Below are 15087 nucleotides of genomic sequence, written 5' to 3'. Positions count from 1 at the left end.
CCCCGACCACCCCGACCACCCCGACCACCCCGACCACCCCGACCACCCCGACCACCCCGACCACCCCGACCACCCCGGACGCCCCGGACGCCCCGGGGAGCCCTGGTGACCCCGCGAAGGACGGGCCGGGGGAGGACGCGTGACAGCCGAGACGCCGGGGTTCTGGCCGCCCAGCGGCCCGGAGGTGGTGTTCCTGCTGCTCGGCGTCGTCGTGCTCGGATCCGCGCTGCTGGTGGTCACGACGAGGCAACTCGTCCACGCGGCGCTGTGGCTCGTCGTCTGCTTCGGCGCGCTGGCCGGGAGTTACCTCGTGCTGACGGCGGAGTTCGTCGCCTGGGTCCAGGTGCTCATCTACGTGGGCGCGGTCGTCGTGCTGCTGCTGTTCGGGATCATGCTGACGCGGGCGCCCATCGGGCGCTCGGCCGACCTCGACTCCGGCAACCGGTGGGCCGCGGTCCTCGTCGCCCTCGCCACGGCCGGAGTGCTGGTGAGCGTCGTCGTCGCGGGGTTCGGCACGGCCTACGCCCCGCTCGATCCCGGCCAGGGGGCGGCCAAGCCGCTCGGGTCGAGCATCTTCAAGACCTGGGTGCTGCCCTTCGAGGCCCTGTCCGTGCTGCTGCTGGCCGCGCTGATCGGGGCCATCGTCCTTTCCCGCACCGACATCAGGGGGCGGGAATGACTCCTGCCGCGTGCGACGGGACGGTGGCCTGAGGTGCACATCGTCTACCCCGTCGTCGTCTCCGCCCTGCTCTTCTCAATCGGCGTGTACGGCGTGCTGGCCCGCCGCAACGCGATCCTCGTGCTGATGTCGGTCGAGCTCATGCTGAACGCCGTCAACCTCAACCTCGTCGCCTTCGACGTGTGGCTGAGGGACCGGCTGCACGGCGGCCAGGTGCTCACGCTGTTCGTCATCGTGATCGCGGCCGCCGAGATCGGCCTGGGACTGGCCATCGTCCTGGCCGTCTACCGCAACCGGCGGAGCATCGACGTCGACCGCCTCCGCGACCTCGCGGAGGGCGGCTCGCCGGAGGTCTCCCAGCAGTCCGAGGCCTCCCCCGACCGGGCGGCCGTGGGCGAGGACGCCGACAGGGAGGCCAGGTCGTGATCTCTGTGGTCGCTCTGATCGTCCTTTTACCGTTCGCGGCCGCCGTGGCGGGGCTGCTCGGTTCGCGGTGGCCGCGCGGCGGGAGCCGTACAGAGGAGAACGACCGCGCCGCCGCACGCCGGGCGGCGTGGTTCGCGATCGCGCCCGTCACGGCGTCGTCCCTCCTGACGCTCTGGCTGGCGGTGTGGTCGGCCCGCGCGCTGCCACGCGGCTCGGCGTCCTATACGGGTTCGGAATTCTGGGCCGGGCTCCTCCCGGGCAGCACCGAGGGCACGCTCACCGTGGTCGACACGGGGTCGGTGCCCATCTCGGTCACGTTGCGGGCCGACGGGCTGTCGATCCTGATCGGCGTCCTCGTGGTCGTCGTGGCGCTCGCCGTCCAGGTGTACTCGGTCGGGTACATGCGCGACGATCCGCGCTACGCCTCCTACAGCGCCTTCATCAGCCTGTTCACCAGTGCGATGCTCCTGGTGGTCTACGCGGGGGACCTGATCGTCCTCTACGCCGGCTGGGAGATCATGGGCCTGTGCTCCTACCTCCTGATCGGGCACTGGTGGGAGGACCGCGCGAACTCCAGGGCCGCGGTCAAGGCGTTCCTCGTCACCCGGCTCGGCGACGTCGGCTTCCTGTTCGGGATCTTCTCGCTGGGGATGGCCGCGGGCAGCTTCCGGATCGACGCCGTGCTGAGCGCCGACATCCCCCGGGGCACCCTGATCACCGCGACGATGTTGCTGCTCGCCGGCGTCGCGGGCAAGAGCGCGCAGGTGCCGTTGCAGACCTGGCTGCCGGACGCCATGGCCGGTCCCACCCCGATCAGCGCGCTCATCCACGCGGCCACGATGGTCGCGGCGGGCATCTTCATCGTCGCGCGCCTCTACCCCGCGTTTCTCGGCGCCCAGCCGACCCTCGACGTCCTGGGCGTGGTCGCGGCCGTCGGCATGCTGGGCGCCGCGCTGGCCGCCCTCGCGCAGAACGACCTCAAACGGGTCCTCGCCTATTCGACGATCAGCCAGCTGGCGTACATGGCGGGAGGACTCGCGGCGGGATCGGACAAGGCGGCGATCTTCCATCTGCTGACGCACGGCGCGTTCAAGGCGCTGCTGTTCCTCGGGGCCGGCGCCGTGATCCACCATGTCGGGTCCAACCTGATGAGCCACATGGGCGGGCTGCGCACCTCCATCCCGTTCACGTTCGCGGGGATGACGATCGGCTTCGCCGCCCTGATGGGGCTGCCTCCGGCGAGCGGCTTCTTCAGCAAGGACGCGGTGATCGCCGCCATCGAGCACTCGCACTCCCCGGCCCAGCCCTTCCTGTACGGCGCGGCGTTGCTGACCGTCGGAGTGACCGGCGCGTACGCGATGCGGGCCTGGCTGCGCACGTTCTTCGGGCCGTCGAGGGTCGAGGCGCTGCCCGAGCCCCCACCCGGCACGGCCCACGTGTTCGACGGCCGGGAGGCGCCGAGGTCGATGCTCTGGCCGATCGGCGTGCTCGCCGTGCCCGCCCTGCTGCTGGGATTCGCCGGGGTCTCCGAGGTCGACTGGGGGTCCGCGCTGGTGAGCCTGATCGTCGCCCTGCTGGGCGCCGGCGTCGTCTACACCTTCTGGCGCGGAGCGCCGCACCAGGACCCGGCCCGGATGCTCGGCCCGTTCCGAACGGCGTGTGAGCGGGCCTTCTACGTGGACGAGGCGTACCGGGCGGTGTTCGCGCGGCCGATCCTCCGGCTGGCTCACGGGGTCGTCAGGGCCGACCGGCAGGTGGTCGACGGCGCCGTCCGAGGGTCGGGCCGGCTGACGATGGGCCTGTCCGGGGTCGTGCGCCTCGCCCAGAACGGCAACGCCCAGCTCTACGTGACGGGCCTGCTGGCCGGACTCTTGCTGATCACGGTGGCGGCGGTGGTGCTGGGATGAGCTGGCTTCTGCTCGCGCTGCTCGCGGTGCCTCTTGCCGGCGCCGCGAGCCTGACCGCGCCCGCGTTCGCCGGACGGGCGGCCGGCCGGTTCGGGATCGCCGTCTCGGCGCTGACCTTCCTGCTCGCGGTCGTCGTCGCGGTGGTCTTCGACTACGGCGACGCGGGCCGCATGCAGCTCCAAACCGACTGGTCGTGGATCCCCGGCCTCGATCTGCGGTTCCACCTCGGCGTGGACGGCATCTCGCTGCCGCTGGTCGTGCTGACCGCGCTGCTGAGCCTGCTCTGCTTCGTCCACCTCGCCTGGCGTCCGCCGGACGGCGGGCGCGTCAGGGCGCTGGTGTTCACGCTGCTCGTGCTCGAAGTCGGGATGATCGGCACCTTCCTCGCCCTCGATCTGCTGCTCTTCTTCGTGTTCTTCGAGGTCGTGCTCGTCCCGATGTACTTCGTCATCGCCATTTGGGGCGGCCGCGACCGGCGTGCGGCGGCGGTGAAGTTCATCCTCTACACGCTGCTCGGCTCGGCCGTCCTCCTGCTCGGCCTGCTGGTGATCTGGGCGCAGGCGGGCACCCTCGACATGGTCGAACTGGCCGCCGGGCACGGGGCGGGCATCGCGAGATCCATGCAGATCGTGGCGTTCCTGGCCGTCGGGATCGGCCTCGCGGTCAAGACGCCGATGTGGCCGCTCCACACCTGGCTGCCCGACGCGCACACCGAGGCGCCGACGGTCGGCTCGGTCCTGCTGGCGGGCGTGCTGCTCAAGATGGGCTCGTACGGCTTCGCCAGGATCGCGATCCCGATCCTGCCCGAGGGCGCCGCGGCCCTCGCCCCCTGGCTCGGGGCGCTGGCGGTGGTCGGGATCATCTACGGATCACTGGCCTGTCTCGCCCAGCGCGATCTCAAGCGCATGATCGCCTACTCGTCCGTCGGCCACATGGGCTTCGTGCTGCTCGGCTTCGCCACGCTCACGCCCGTGGGCATGAACGCCGCGCTGTTCGGCAACATCGCGCACGGCCTGATCACCGGGCTGCTGTTCTTCGTCGCCGGAGGGATCAAGGAGCGGTACGGCACGGCCGACATGGTCAGGCTCGGCGGCGGCATGCTGCGCCGACTGCCGTACATCGGCTCGCTGCTCACCTTCGCCTGCGTCGCCTCGCTCGGCCTGCCGGGGCTGGCCGGGTTCTGGGGCGAGATGCTCGCCCTGCTGGGGGCGTTCCGGCCCGCCGCCGGTCTGTCCCGGCCGCTCTTCCTCGTGTTCATGACCGTGGGCGGCATCGGCACGGTGCTCACGGCGGCCTACTTCCTGGTGATGTTGTCGAGGGTGACCCACGGCCGGCCGCGGGAGACGGTCCCCGTCGGGCCGGCACTGGCCTCGGCTGAGGAGGTTCGCGTCGTGCTCGGACCCGGCGAGCCCGTCGCCACCGGGACGGCCGTCGCCGAGGTCGAGGAATCCCATCCGCCGGCCGGCCGCCTGGCCGACGTGACGGCCGGTGAACTGGTCGCCTGGGTGCCGCTCGTGGCGCTGACCATCCTGTTCGGCGTCTGGCCCAAGGCGCTGCTCGACCTCACGGGTCCCGCCGTGCAGGCGATCTTCGGTCTCGGGGGTGGCGCCGGATGATCCAGTCGATCGACTACACCGCCATCGCCGTTCCGCTGATCCTCGCCCTGACGGCGGGGCTGGTCCTGGTGCTCGACGCCTTCCTCCCCGCGCGCCCCGGCGGCGGGCGGCTGCTGGGCGTCGTCGCGCTCGGCGGCGTCGCCGCGGCCCTGGCCGTCCTCGTGGCACAGGCCGTACAGGGAGGGGTGCGGCGCACCTTCTGCGTGCCCGCCTCGCTCGGGGGCGGCGAGTCGTGCTCGTTCGTCCTCGACCGGTTCACGCTCGTGTTCACGGGCCTCGTGCTCGCGGCCGGGGTCGTGGTCGTCCTGCTGTCCATGGCGGAGCTGACGAGTGGGCGGGTTCCGGTCGGCGAGTGGTACTTCCTGCTGCTCGGCACGCTGACCGGGGCGGTGCTGCTGGCGGCCTCGCGTGACCTGATCATGTTGGTCGTGTCCCTGGAGCTCGTCTCCCTGCCCGTCTTCGCGCTGACGGCGATGCGGCGCTATGACGGCCGGGCCTCCGAGGCGGCGCTCAAGCTGTTCCTCGTTTCGGTGGTCTCCACCGCGATCATGTTGTTCGGCGTCTCGTTGATGTACGGCGTGACCGGCTCGGTGTACCTGGATCGCATCGCCGCCTTCTACGCGTCCGGGCAGAGCGCCGCGCCGGCCGGGGTCGCCCCGGGCGTCACGACCGTCGCGATCGTGCTCGTGCTGGCCGGATTCGCGTTCAAGGTCGCCGCCGTGCCGTTCCACTTCTGGGCGGCCGACGTCTACCAGGGCGCGCCGATCCCGGTGGCGGCGCTGCTGTCGGTCATCTCCAAGGCCGCGGGATTCGCCGGACTGATCCTGATCCTGACGACCGCGCTGGCGAGCCAGGCCGCCGTGTGGGCGCCCGTCGTCGCCGTCATCGCCGCGCTGACCATGACCGCCGGCAACGTGCTGGCGATGCGGCAACGCCAGGCCGTACGGCTGCTGGCCTGGTCGTCGGTCGCCCAGTCCGGGTACATCCTCGCCCCGCTGGCCGCCTTCGCCGGCGTCCCCCGGGACGCGGCCGGCGCGTCGGTGGCCTACCTGGCGTTCTACGCGGCGATGAACCTGGTGGCGTTCGGCGTGGTCATGCTGGTCGCGCGGGCGCGGGAACGCAACGACCTGGACGACTACCAGGGGCTGGCCTTCCACAGCCCGGTCGCGGCGTTGTCCCTCGCCTTCTCGCTCATCTGCCTGGCGGGGCTTCCCCCCGGCCTCGCGGGCCTGTTCGCCAAGGTCGTCGTCTTCCGCGCGATCGTCGACGGAGGACTCGGCTGGCTCGCCGTCGTGATGGCGGCCAACACTGTCATCGGGCTCTACTACTACATCGCCTGGACGGCCCGGCTCTTCACCCCGCTCTCCACGGGGGCGAGCCGGCCCAGGTCCGGGCCCGTCGCGGTGGCCGTGGGACTGGCGGTGGCCGTCACGCTGGCCTTCTCCGTCGCCCCGCAGGTGGTGCTGTCGGCGGTCGGCTGAGATCACAGCGCCTGTTCAACGGGGAACGTTCAGCCAGGCCGTAGGCGTTAGTAAGGCTGAACGCACCTGACCGTGAGGAGGAGGCGTGCACCACAACGGCCTGCGGACCGCGATCCTTCTTGGAGCGCTGTCCGCGTTGATCCTGGTGGTGGGGGCCTGGATCGGAGGTGGCGCGGGGCTGCGGCTCGCGCTGGTGCTCGCGCTCGTCGCGAACGGTCTCGCGTACTTCTTCTCCGACAAGATCGCGCTGTCCGCCATGCGGGCCCGGCCGGTCGCCGAGGTCGAGCAGCCGGTGCTGTACCGGATCGTGCGGGAGCTGTCCTACGACGCCCGCCAGCCGATGCCCCGGCTCTACGTGTCCCCGACCATGCAGCCCAACGCGTTCGCGACGGGCCGCAACCCGCGCAACGCGGCCGTCTGCGTCACCCACGGCATCCTCGGCATGCTCAACGAGCGCGAGCTCAAGGGAGTCATCGGGCACGAGCTGTCGCACGTCTACAACCGCGACATCCTCATCTCCTCGGTCGCCGGCGCGCTCGCCACGATGATCACCTATTTCGGCTACATCGGCCTGTTCTTCGGCTCGGACGACGACGAGGGCCCGGGAATCCTGGGCGCCCTGCTCGTCATGATCCTCGGTCCGGTGGCCGCGTCGATGATCCAGATGGCGATCTCCCGGTCGCGCGAGTTCGCCGCCGACGAGTCCGGGGCCCGGCTGACGGGCGACCCGCTCGCGCTGGCCTCCGCTCTGCGGAAGATCGAGATGGGCATCCGCCAGCTGCCGCTCCCCGAGAACGGACGGCTGGCGTCGGCGAGCCACATGATGATCGCGAACCCGTTCCGCCAGGCAGGGATCGGCAGGCTGTTCTCCACCCACCCGCCGATCGCCGAGCGGATCTCCCGCTTGGAGCGGATGGCCGGCTACCGGCGCTGACGAGGTCAGGAACGCAGGGTCACCGGGTCGGTCTCCTCGGCCCGCAGCGCGGGCAGGCCGTCGATGCTCTCCCGGTTGTGCCTGGCCCGGTAGTCCCGCTTCTGCTGGACGTCCTTGCGGTCCGCCCACTCGTCGAGCAGCGTCCTGTCCTGGTCGTAGGTCATGAACGGCACGGAGTACCCGCACGAGTCGGAGATCCGGTCGCAGGCGACCACGATGATCGACCTGACCCCCGGATGCGGGCCGAACAGCGTGAGCAGGTCGCCGAAGTCCGCGTCGTGCGGCGTGACGACGCGGCCCGTGCCGTACAGGCGGACGATTTTCGGGGGACCGGTGAAGGCGCAGAACATCACGGTGACGCGGCCGTCGTCGCGCAGGTGGGCGATCGTCTCGACGCCGCTTCCGTCCAGGTCCAGATAGGCGACCGTGGTGTCGTCGATCACGGCGAAGGTGTCCGCGTACCCCTTGGGGGACACGTTCACGTGTCCGCCGCCCTGCGGGGCCGTCGCGACGAAGTAGACGGGCTGGGTGGTGATGAAGCCGCGCAACCGGTCGGTGAGCCGCTCGTAGATCTTCCCCATGTCGCGACGATAACCCGGCGGTCGCCAGTCGTTAATCCCCGGTCCGGGTGGCTTCGGTCACAGGCGGGTCAGACGTCCGCCGCCGCCGCCAGCCGGTCCATGAGCTCGCCGGCGAGGTACAGCAGGTGGCGCTCGGCGGGCGACAGGTGCCGGGCGATCGCGGCCGCGAGCCACTCGTCCCGGTACGACATGTCCTCGATCAGCGCCGCCTGCCCGGAGGGCGTGAGGGTCAGCAGCGACCGCCGCCCGTCGGAGGGGTCGCGGTCACGCCTCACGAGCCCGTGCCCTTCCAGGTCGGCCAGCACGCGGGTCATCGACTGGGCCTGCACGTGGTCCGCCGCGGCGATCTCCTTCGGCGTCATCCCCCCGTTCCGGTAGAGGTGAGCGAGCACGCTCAGCTTGGCGCCGCTGAGGCTCTCCGCCGGTCTCTCCGCGCGCAGCCGTCTGGCGAGCCGCATCGCGCCCCGCCGTACGGCGGCCGTCCCCTCGTGCTCTTCCACTTACGAGATCCTACGCTCTTGCTTGCTAACACCCAATATTTCAGGCAAAAATCGTAAGACTATGCGTATTAAAATTCCCCGCTCCTTCGTCGCCGCGGTAGGCACCGCCGTGACGCTGGGCGTACTGGCCTCGGGCGAGCGGCAGTCGCTGGGCGTCGTCATCCTGGGCGTCGTCCTGGCGATCTCGCTGGAGCGCGCGAAGGCGGGCCGCCGCTCGCTGCTGGTCGTGCCCGTGGTCGTCGTCACCGGCCTGATCGGCGCCCTGATGCACTGGTCGCCGCTGCTGGGAGAGGCCGTCTTCGTGGCCGCGGTCTTCGTGTCGGTCCATCTGCGCAGGTACGGTCCCCGGGCCGCCGCGATCGGGCGGATGATGTTGCTTCCGCTGATCGGGCTCTTCATCGCGCCGGTGCCCGTGGGGCACGACCCGTGGAGCGCTCTGGTGTGGGCGGTCGTGGCGAGCGTCGTCGCGGTCGGATGGACCGCCCTCACCTCGATCCGCGCCCCCGCCGGGGAACCGGCACCGGAGGGAACCGCCGGGTCGGTCCACACGAGGTTCGCCGCGCAGTCGGCCGCCGCGCTCGCCCTGGCGTTCTCCCTCGGCCATCTGATCTTCCCCGGCCACTGGCCCTGGGTGGTGATCAGCGCGTTCACCGTGTCGGTTGGGGCACGCTCCCGGGGTCACGTCGTGCACCGGAGCATCCAGCGCACCGGTGGCGCCCTTCTCGGAACGGCGACCTCCACCCTCGTCGGGGTCCTCGTCCTCGGTCACGGGTGGCTCGTGGCCGTAATGATCTTCGCGTACCTCCTGGCCGGGCTGATCCTGCGTGACCGGAACTACGCGTACTGGTCCTTCTGCGTCACCAGCATCCTCGCCCTGCTGTACGGCCTCGCCGCTCCGGCGGGGGTCTCCGGGATCGAGGTCCTTGGGGAAAGGCTGGCCGCGGTCGTCGTCGGCTGCCTGTGCGGGGTCCTTCCGGCCTGGGTCCTCGTGCCGGTGAGGACGGAGGCGGTCATGCGGAAGAACCTGGCGCGGACGCTGGCCGCACTGGGGGCGCTGCTCGAGAAGCCCGGCGAGGACGGCCGGCGCGAGTTCGACAGGAGCGTGGCGGCGCTCCGCGTGGCCGCGGAACCCGCTCTGGCCTGGCGCCGCGTCGTCCGGCGTCCAGGCCTGGCCGACTGCGTCGAGCCGCTGGCGTCCTGCGGACCCCTGTCCGACGCCCTCGACCCGGGACGGGAACCGGGGCCGGGAGACCCGGCGGCCGAGCGGGCGCGACGGGCCGCCCACGGCGCGTTGCGGCGCAACATCGGGGCCACCCGGCTGGCCCTCGCCCGCAAGCCCGTCCCCGAGTTGGTGCCGGTGACCGCGCCCGATCCGGAATCGCCGCTCGCGGCGCTCGACCGGACGCTCCGGCAGGTTCACACGACCGTCTCAGCAGCGCTCGTCCCGGCGCCGAGCCTGCAGGGCTCGCCCGCACCCGGCGCCGGGACGGCGTCCGGCTAGTCGCCCGGATGTAGGACGCGGTGGAGGAACTCGCGTGTCCTGTTGTGCTGAGGTGCGGCGATGACCTGCGCCGGCGGCCCGTCCTCGACGATCACGCCCTGGTCCATGAAGACCACCCGGTCGGCCACCTCGCGGGCGAAGCCCATCTCGTGGGTGACCACCAGCATGGTCATGCCGTCCTCGGCGAGACGCCGCATGACCTGGAGGACGTCGCCGACGAGTTCGGGGTCGAGCGCAGAGGTCGGCTCGTCGAACAACATCAGCGACGGGTTCATCGCCAGGGCCCGGGCGATGGCCACCCGCTGCTGCTGTCCGCCGGACAGCTGAGCGGGGTAGGAGTCCGCCTTCTCGCTGAGCCCGACCTTCTCCAGGTTCTCCCGCGCGATCCGTACGGCCTCCGCCCGCGGGCGCTTGAGCACCCGCTCCTGGGCGATGGTGACGTTGCGCAGCACGGTGAGGTGCGCGAAGAGGTTGAACTGCTGGAAGACCATGCCGAGCCGCCGCCTGGCGGCGTCGATGTCCACATCGGGGTGGGTGAGTTCGATGCCGTCGACGAACACCTGGCCGGAGGTGGGCTGCTCCAGCAGGTTGACGCAGCGCAGCAGCGTCGACTTGCCCGAGCCCGACGGTCCGATGACGCAGACGACCTGGCCGGTCTCGACGCTGAAGTCGATGCCCTTGAGGACTTCGAGCTTGCCGAAGGACTTGTGCAGATTCCTGATCTCGACGGTGCTCATCGGCTCGCTCCCTGGCGTGCCTCCAGGCGGCGTGCCGCGTATCCCAGAGGGATCGTGATCAGCAGATAGGTCAGACCGGACACCAGGATCGGCGTCGGGTTGGCGTACGTCGAGGCCTGGTCGTTGCCGAACTTGGCCAGCTCGACCTGGGTCGCCGTCACCCCGAGGAACAGCACCAGCGAGGAGTCCTTGAACAGCAGGACCAGTTCGTTGGTGAGCGGGGGGATCACGATGCGGATCGCCTGCGGGATCACGATCGAGACCATCGCCCGCATGTGCGGCATGCCGAGCGAGCGGGCCGCCTCCATCTGCCCCTTGGGCACGGCCTGCAGGCCGGCCCGGAACGTCTCGGCCATGTAGGCCGCCGAGACGACGCCGAGGCCCAGTGCCGCCTGGCCGTACACCTCTCCGGGGATCTGGAAGCCGGGGAAGGCCAGCGGGAGGCTGCCGATCATGAGGAAGATCAGCAGGGCGGGCAGTCCGCGGAAGATCTCCACGTAGCCCGCCGCGATCCATCGGTACGGCGCCACGGAGGACTGCCGCATGAGCGCCAGCAACAACCCGACGGCGAAACCGCCGATGAATCCGCTGATCGTGTAGATCACCGTGTTCTTCAGCGCCACCGTGAACAGCTGGGGCAGGCCCTCGCCCGCGACCTTGGAGCTGAGGAACGACTCCTTGATGGCCGGCCAGTCGGCCAGCAGGGCGAGCACGACGACGATGACGAGCAACACGCCGTACTGGATGCCCCGGCTGATCCGCTGCCTCTGGCGAGGGCTGAGCCGCCTCTGGGGAGAGGCGGCTGCCTGTTGGTCGGCCATCATGTCACGGAGTCGGGGTCGCGGACGGGGCGGCGCCGGGCTCGGTGCCGAACCACTTCTTGTAGATGGCGTTGTAGGTGCCGTCGGCCTTGGCGGCCGTGATGGCCTCGTCGATGACCTTGGCCAGGGCGGTGTTGCTCTTCTTCATGCCGATGCCGTACTGCTCGCCGGTGTTGAGGCTGGCCACCTGCGCGAACTTGGCGCCGATCTCCGGCTTCTTCAGCCAGGTCTGCACGACCGGGAGGTCCTGGACGATCACGTCGACCTGGCCGGTCTGGAGGGCGAGGAGTTCCTTGGGCGAGTCGGCGTACTCGACCGGGTTGAAGCCCTTGCCCTTGACGTAGTCGAGACCCGTCGTGGACGCCTGGGCGCCCAGCTTGAGGTTCTTGGCCTTGACGTCGTCGAGCGAGGTGATCCCGCTGTCCTTCTTCGCCATGAGCGACTGGGTGGCGTCGAAGTACGGCACCGAGAAGAGGATGTTCTGCTTGCGCTCGTCGGTGATCGTCATGCCGGCTGCGGCGACGTCGCACTTGCCGGAGTTCATGGCCGCGCCGCTCTTGATGGCGGCGAAGTCGATGTCGACGATGTCCTGCGTCACGCCGAGCTTCTTGGCCGCCAGGTTGACGATGTCCACGTCGAAGCCGACGACGTCGCTGCCCTGGTTGAACTCGAAGGGCTCGTAGGGGATATTGGTGCAGGTTGTGATCTTGCCTGCGTTGACGAGCTTGACGCCCCCGGGGGCCGGGGCGGCGGTGGAAGTGCCGCCGGAGTCGCCGCCACAGGCCGAAGCGGCCAGCGTGATCGCCAGTGCCGTCGTGCCGATCGCGGCCGCTCGTGGGATGGTGGACCAGAGAGCCACGCAGGCCTCCTCATTGTGAAACAAACCGAACTTCCTGCATGCGCAGTTTAGGGGCACATTGCAGCAGGTCATCTTCGGGCTGAACTTTAGGGTCGAATCCCCATATAGAACAACAGACCCATCCAAAACGACAGTTGTTTAGAGACCATCGCGTTACAGGGCCGAGAACGCGCTGGAGACCTCCGCGACGCGGGGGCGGCGACCGCTGTCCCGCCCCTGTCCCGGCGCTGTCGCCGACCAGCGACCCTAGCGTCGATCATGCCTCTGGCCTGCGGTCCGCTCATCCCGGCGCTTCTCGTCATTTCGCACGCGCGCACGTTGTCGTGCCCGGAAATGCGGCCTCGCCGACTCTCCGCTCGCCGGGCTGCAACCGGGGAGCGTCCATCGGGATAGAGGACGGTGTCAGCACCTTGGACAGGGAGGCAGCACCCATGAAGGGACACACCGGCCCATGGTTACGGCGAGAGTGGTGAGTCCGCCCGCGGAGAAGCTCGACGATTCGGGAATCGTCGCCGCCTCCCTGGAGGATCCCGAGGCGTTCGGCGAGTTGTTCCGCCGCCACGCGCCACGACTGCACGCCTACATCAAGCGGCGTCTAGGGCCTTCTCTCGCCGATGACGTCGTGGCGGAGACGTTCGCCACCGCGTTCCGGCAACGGGGCAGATTCGACGGGCGAGCGGAGTTCGCCGCGTGGCTGTGGGGCATCGCGAGCAACGTGATCGCCCGGCACCATCGGCAGGAGACCCGCATGTACCGGGCGTTCGCCCGGACGGGGGTCGACCCCGCCGAGGACGGCGTCGCCGAACTGGCCGGCGACCGCGTCGACGCCCAGGCATGCGGCCCTCGTCTGGCGAAGGCCCTCGCCTCACTGAGCGCTCAGGACCGCAGCGCCGTGTTGTTGCTCGCCTGGGGCGAACTGTCGTACGCCGAGATCGCGGCGACGTTGGACCTGCCGCTCGGCACCGTCAAGGCCAAGATCCACCGGGCTCGGACGAAGCTCCGCAAGGCCCTCCCCGAGGAGAAGAACGATGGATGAAATCGACGCGCTGCGGCGGATGCGGACGGCCCTGGCCCATGAGGAGAGCCCGGACCGGCTCGCCCCGCGCACCGACTGGCGGTCCGGCGTGGCACCGCGTCCCCGCCGCAGCTTCAAGGTTCCGGTCCTGAGCGTGATCTCGACGGCCGCTCTGGTCGCCGGGGCCGTCGTCGTCATCTCTGTGACGTCCTCTCCGGCACCTGACGAAGGCCGGCCGGTTCGCATGGGGGAGAGCAAGGGCCCTCTCGAGCCGGGCAACGCGCTGCTGGTGGCCGCCACGAACGTGGAGAAGGGGGCGACGGGCAAGTACTGGCACACCACCCGCATCACCGGGGAGATCTACGCGATCGGCAAGAGTGCGGCGGACCACTACAAGCTCGAATCGAGGATGCAGTACGACGAGTGGACCGACTCACGCGGCAAGCAGTGCGTCGCCTTCGGCGACCTGCCCGCCCGCCCGTGGACCGCCCTCGACAAACAGAAGTGGGAGAAGGCGGGGGCTCCCACGACGGTGGAGTTCCCCATCCCGGAGGGGACCGGCGGTCTGTTCCTGAAGCCCACGAGAACGGGGGGGCCCTGCCGCGAGGTCGGTGAGCGGCGATTCCTCGGTATGACGGTGAAGCAGCTCGCCGGGTTGCCCACCCAGCCTGAGCAGTTGGAGAAGGCCCTGTTGAACATCAAGGGCAACTGGGAGGCGGTCAGCTCGAAGCCCGGAGAGCGGCCGATTCGGGCACTGAAGGGCGACAAGCGGGTTCGGGCGCTGAGCGATGCGGCCGGCACCCTGCTGGGCGTCGCGCCCGCCCCTCCTGAGGTACGGGCGGCGGCGTTCCGCATGCTCGCCACCCTCCCAGGCGTCAAGGCCGAGGGCGAGACGACCGACCCCCTGGGCCGCCCGGGGACGGTGATCTCTCTGCCAGTCGAGACGACCGTTCCTCTCGGCATCTACACCGCGCCCAAGCAACTCGGCACCTACCGGCGGCAGTGGATCATCGACCCGGATAACGGGACGCTGCTGGCCGTACGGGATCTCGTGGCGACGCCACCGCACGGCTCACGGGAGCTCCCCCCGGGCGACGACGGAAAGCCTCGTCGCCTGACGGTCGACACCCAGCCTGACCGGTTCCACAAGCGTGGCGAAGTGTCCGATTACGAGGTGTACGCGAAGGCGGAGTGGAGCGACGCGGTGCCGCGCTAGTTGAGGATGTCGATGACGGGGATGTCGGGGTAGCGCGCCTGGAGGACTTCGGGGCGAGCGGTCAGGATGGGCCAGCCGCGCAGGTCGTAGAAGGCGGCCGCATGGGCCAGGGACAGGTCGCTGACGGTGGTGCCCTTCAGCAGCCGGTAACTGACGAGGAGCGCCTGCTGGGAGGTGAGCGCCGACTCCACCCCTCCCAGGGTGAAGTCCGCTCCGAGTATCTGTGTGATCAGCCAGCGTTCCTCGTCGGTTCCGGCCCGGGAGAACGCCTCCGCCACGCAGACGGAGGGGATCAGCAGGGAGGCCGACATCTCCTTGATCTCCCCGAGTCGCATGAAGGCTGCCGGTTCCTGGCGCGCCCATGCCTCCAGGGCACTGGTATCCATGATCAGTCCGGAGACGGTGTTCACTCGCCCTCCGCGCCGCGTTCGCGGGCCGCCTTCCCGGCGGCGAGGGCGGTACGGAAACCGGCGCCGTTGTCGTAGATGCGACGGTACTCGTCGGGGTCGGTGACCTGGAGCGCCTCGACCCGCGCCTGCAGCAGCGCGCTCACCTGTGCGGCTCTGCTGAGCTTGTATTCGGCCGCCTCGGCGAGGAACGCCGAGATGGACGACGCCTCACCCGCCTTCAGCCGCTCGCGGATCTTCGCCACGAGGTCGCTGGGGAGGCTGACGGAGAGCTTCTCTGTCGTTCCCACGCCGCGATGCTACTCGGGTAGCACCGGGCTGACCAATTGGCCTTCACGCCGTCGCCGTGGTCAGGGGGAGCCGGCAGGAGCGGCTTACTGGTTCACCCGGGGCCTTGCGGGCGCTCA

At 70.2% G+C, this 15087-nt stretch carries 16 protein-coding genes; 9 read left to right on the top strand and 7 right to left on the bottom strand.

Annotated features, from left to right (window positions below):
• Nucleotides 1-139: 139 nt before the first annotated feature.
• The 6 genes from Pph01_RS14125 (at nt 140) to htpX (ending at nt 7043) form a co-directional block, all read left to right on the top strand.
• Complete coding sequence (locus tag Pph01_RS14125; RefSeq protein ID WP_204073535.1) at nt 140-679, top strand: NADH-quinone oxidoreductase subunit J family protein; 540 nt, start codon at nt 140-142, stop codon at nt 677-679.
• A 33-nt stretch (nt 680-712) separates the two neighbouring features.
• A complete protein-coding gene (gene nuoK, locus Pph01_RS14120; protein WP_239116683.1) occupies nt 713-1105 on the top strand; it encodes an NADH-quinone oxidoreductase subunit NuoK in 393 nt (130 codons plus the stop codon).
• A complete protein-coding gene (locus Pph01_RS14115; RefSeq protein WP_204073534.1) occupies nt 1102-3012 on the top strand; it encodes an NADH-quinone oxidoreductase subunit 5 family protein in 1911 nt (636 codons plus the stop codon). Before nuoK ends, Pph01_RS14115 begins: the two co-directional genes overlap by 4 nt.
• Nucleotides 3009-4628 carry a complex I subunit 4 family protein gene (locus Pph01_RS14110; RefSeq protein WP_204073533.1) on the top strand — a complete coding sequence of 540 codons (1620 nt, stop codon included), beginning with the start codon at nt 3009-3011 and terminating at the stop codon, nt 4626-4628. Before Pph01_RS14115 ends, Pph01_RS14110 begins: the two co-directional genes overlap by 4 nt.
• Nucleotides 4625-6109, top strand: coding sequence for an NADH-quinone oxidoreductase subunit N (locus tag Pph01_RS14105; RefSeq protein WP_204073532.1), 1485 nt, complete (start codon nt 4625-4627; stop codon nt 6107-6109). The genes Pph01_RS14110 and Pph01_RS14105 overlap by 4 nt, the downstream gene beginning before the upstream one ends.
• Nucleotides 6110-6194: 85 nt before the next feature.
• On the top strand, nt 6195-7043 hold the full coding sequence (htpX, locus tag Pph01_RS14100) for a zinc metalloprotease HtpX (RefSeq protein WP_204073531.1): 849 nt from the start codon (nt 6195-6197) through the stop codon (nt 7041-7043).
• 5 nt (nt 7044-7048) lie between these two features.
• On the opposite strand, the gene Pph01_RS14095 is transcribed toward htpX, so the two are convergent.
• Nucleotides 7049-7624, bottom strand: coding sequence for a pyridoxamine 5'-phosphate oxidase family protein (locus Pph01_RS14095; RefSeq protein ID WP_204073530.1), 576 nt, complete (start codon nt 7622-7624; stop codon nt 7049-7051).
• Nucleotides 7625-7692: 68 nt separating this feature from the next.
• Nucleotides 7693-8124 (bottom strand): MarR family transcriptional regulator, encoded by a 432-nt coding sequence (locus Pph01_RS14090; protein WP_204073529.1) that lies wholly within the window; start codon nt 8122-8124, stop codon nt 7693-7695.
• A 61-nt stretch (nt 8125-8185) separates the two neighbouring features.
• Here Pph01_RS14090 and Pph01_RS14085 point away from each other — a divergent pair, with 61 nt between their 5' ends.
• Nucleotides 8186-9625 (top strand): FUSC family protein, encoded by a 1440-nt coding sequence (locus tag Pph01_RS14085; protein WP_204073528.1) that lies wholly within the window; start codon nt 8186-8188, stop codon nt 9623-9625.
• Here the strand turns inward: Pph01_RS14085 and Pph01_RS14080 are convergent.
• From Pph01_RS14080 to Pph01_RS14070, 3 genes are read right to left on the bottom strand one after another with little or no spacing between them, the layout of a single operon-like run.
• Nucleotides 9622-10362 carry an amino acid ABC transporter ATP-binding protein gene (locus Pph01_RS14080; protein ID WP_204073527.1) on the bottom strand — a complete coding sequence of 247 codons (741 nt, stop codon included), beginning with the start codon at nt 10360-10362 and terminating at the stop codon, nt 9622-9624. The two genes, Pph01_RS14085 and Pph01_RS14080, sit on opposite strands and share 4 nt — an antisense overlap.
• On the bottom strand, nt 10359-11186 hold the full coding sequence (locus Pph01_RS14075; RefSeq protein WP_239116682.1) for an amino acid ABC transporter permease: 828 nt from the start codon (nt 11184-11186) through the stop codon (nt 10359-10361). The genes Pph01_RS14080 and Pph01_RS14075 overlap by 4 nt, the downstream gene beginning before the upstream one ends.
• Nucleotide 11187: 1 nt before the next feature.
• The gene (locus Pph01_RS14070; RefSeq protein ID WP_239116681.1) at nt 11188-12042 is read right to left on the bottom strand and encodes a transporter substrate-binding domain-containing protein; all 855 of its coding nucleotides are present in this window, start codon (nt 12040-12042) and stop codon (nt 11188-11190) included.
• 469 nt (nt 12043-12511) lie between these two features.
• Here Pph01_RS14070 and Pph01_RS14065 point away from each other — a divergent pair, with 469 nt between their 5' ends.
• Both Pph01_RS14065 and Pph01_RS14060 read left to right on the top strand, forming a co-directional pair.
• Nucleotides 12512-13078 carry an RNA polymerase sigma factor gene (locus Pph01_RS14065; protein WP_239116680.1) on the top strand — a complete coding sequence of 189 codons (567 nt, stop codon included), beginning with the start codon at nt 12512-12514 and terminating at the stop codon, nt 13076-13078.
• Nucleotides 13071-14273, top strand: coding sequence for a CU044_5270 family protein (locus tag Pph01_RS14060; protein WP_204073524.1), 1203 nt, complete (start codon nt 13071-13073; stop codon nt 14271-14273). Before Pph01_RS14065 ends, Pph01_RS14060 begins: the two co-directional genes overlap by 8 nt.
• Here the strand turns inward: Pph01_RS14060 and Pph01_RS14055 are convergent.
• On the bottom strand, nt 14270-14683 hold the full coding sequence (locus tag Pph01_RS14055) for a hypothetical protein (protein WP_204073523.1): 414 nt from the start codon (nt 14681-14683) through the stop codon (nt 14270-14272). The two genes, Pph01_RS14060 and Pph01_RS14055, sit on opposite strands and share 4 nt — an antisense overlap.
• Nucleotides 14680-14970 (bottom strand): type II toxin-antitoxin system HicB family antitoxin, encoded by a 291-nt coding sequence (locus Pph01_RS14050; protein ID WP_204073522.1) that lies wholly within the window; start codon nt 14968-14970, stop codon nt 14680-14682. The genes Pph01_RS14055 and Pph01_RS14050 overlap by 4 nt, the downstream gene beginning before the upstream one ends.
• Nucleotides 14971-15087: the final 117 nt, after the last annotated feature.

Origin of the sequence: Planotetraspora phitsanulokensis (assembly GCF_016863295.1) — a bacterium.
GTDB lineage: Bacteria > Actinomycetota > Actinomycetes > Streptosporangiales > Streptosporangiaceae > Planotetraspora > Planotetraspora phitsanulokensis.
This window is presented reverse-complemented; position numbering and strand designations above follow the sequence as displayed.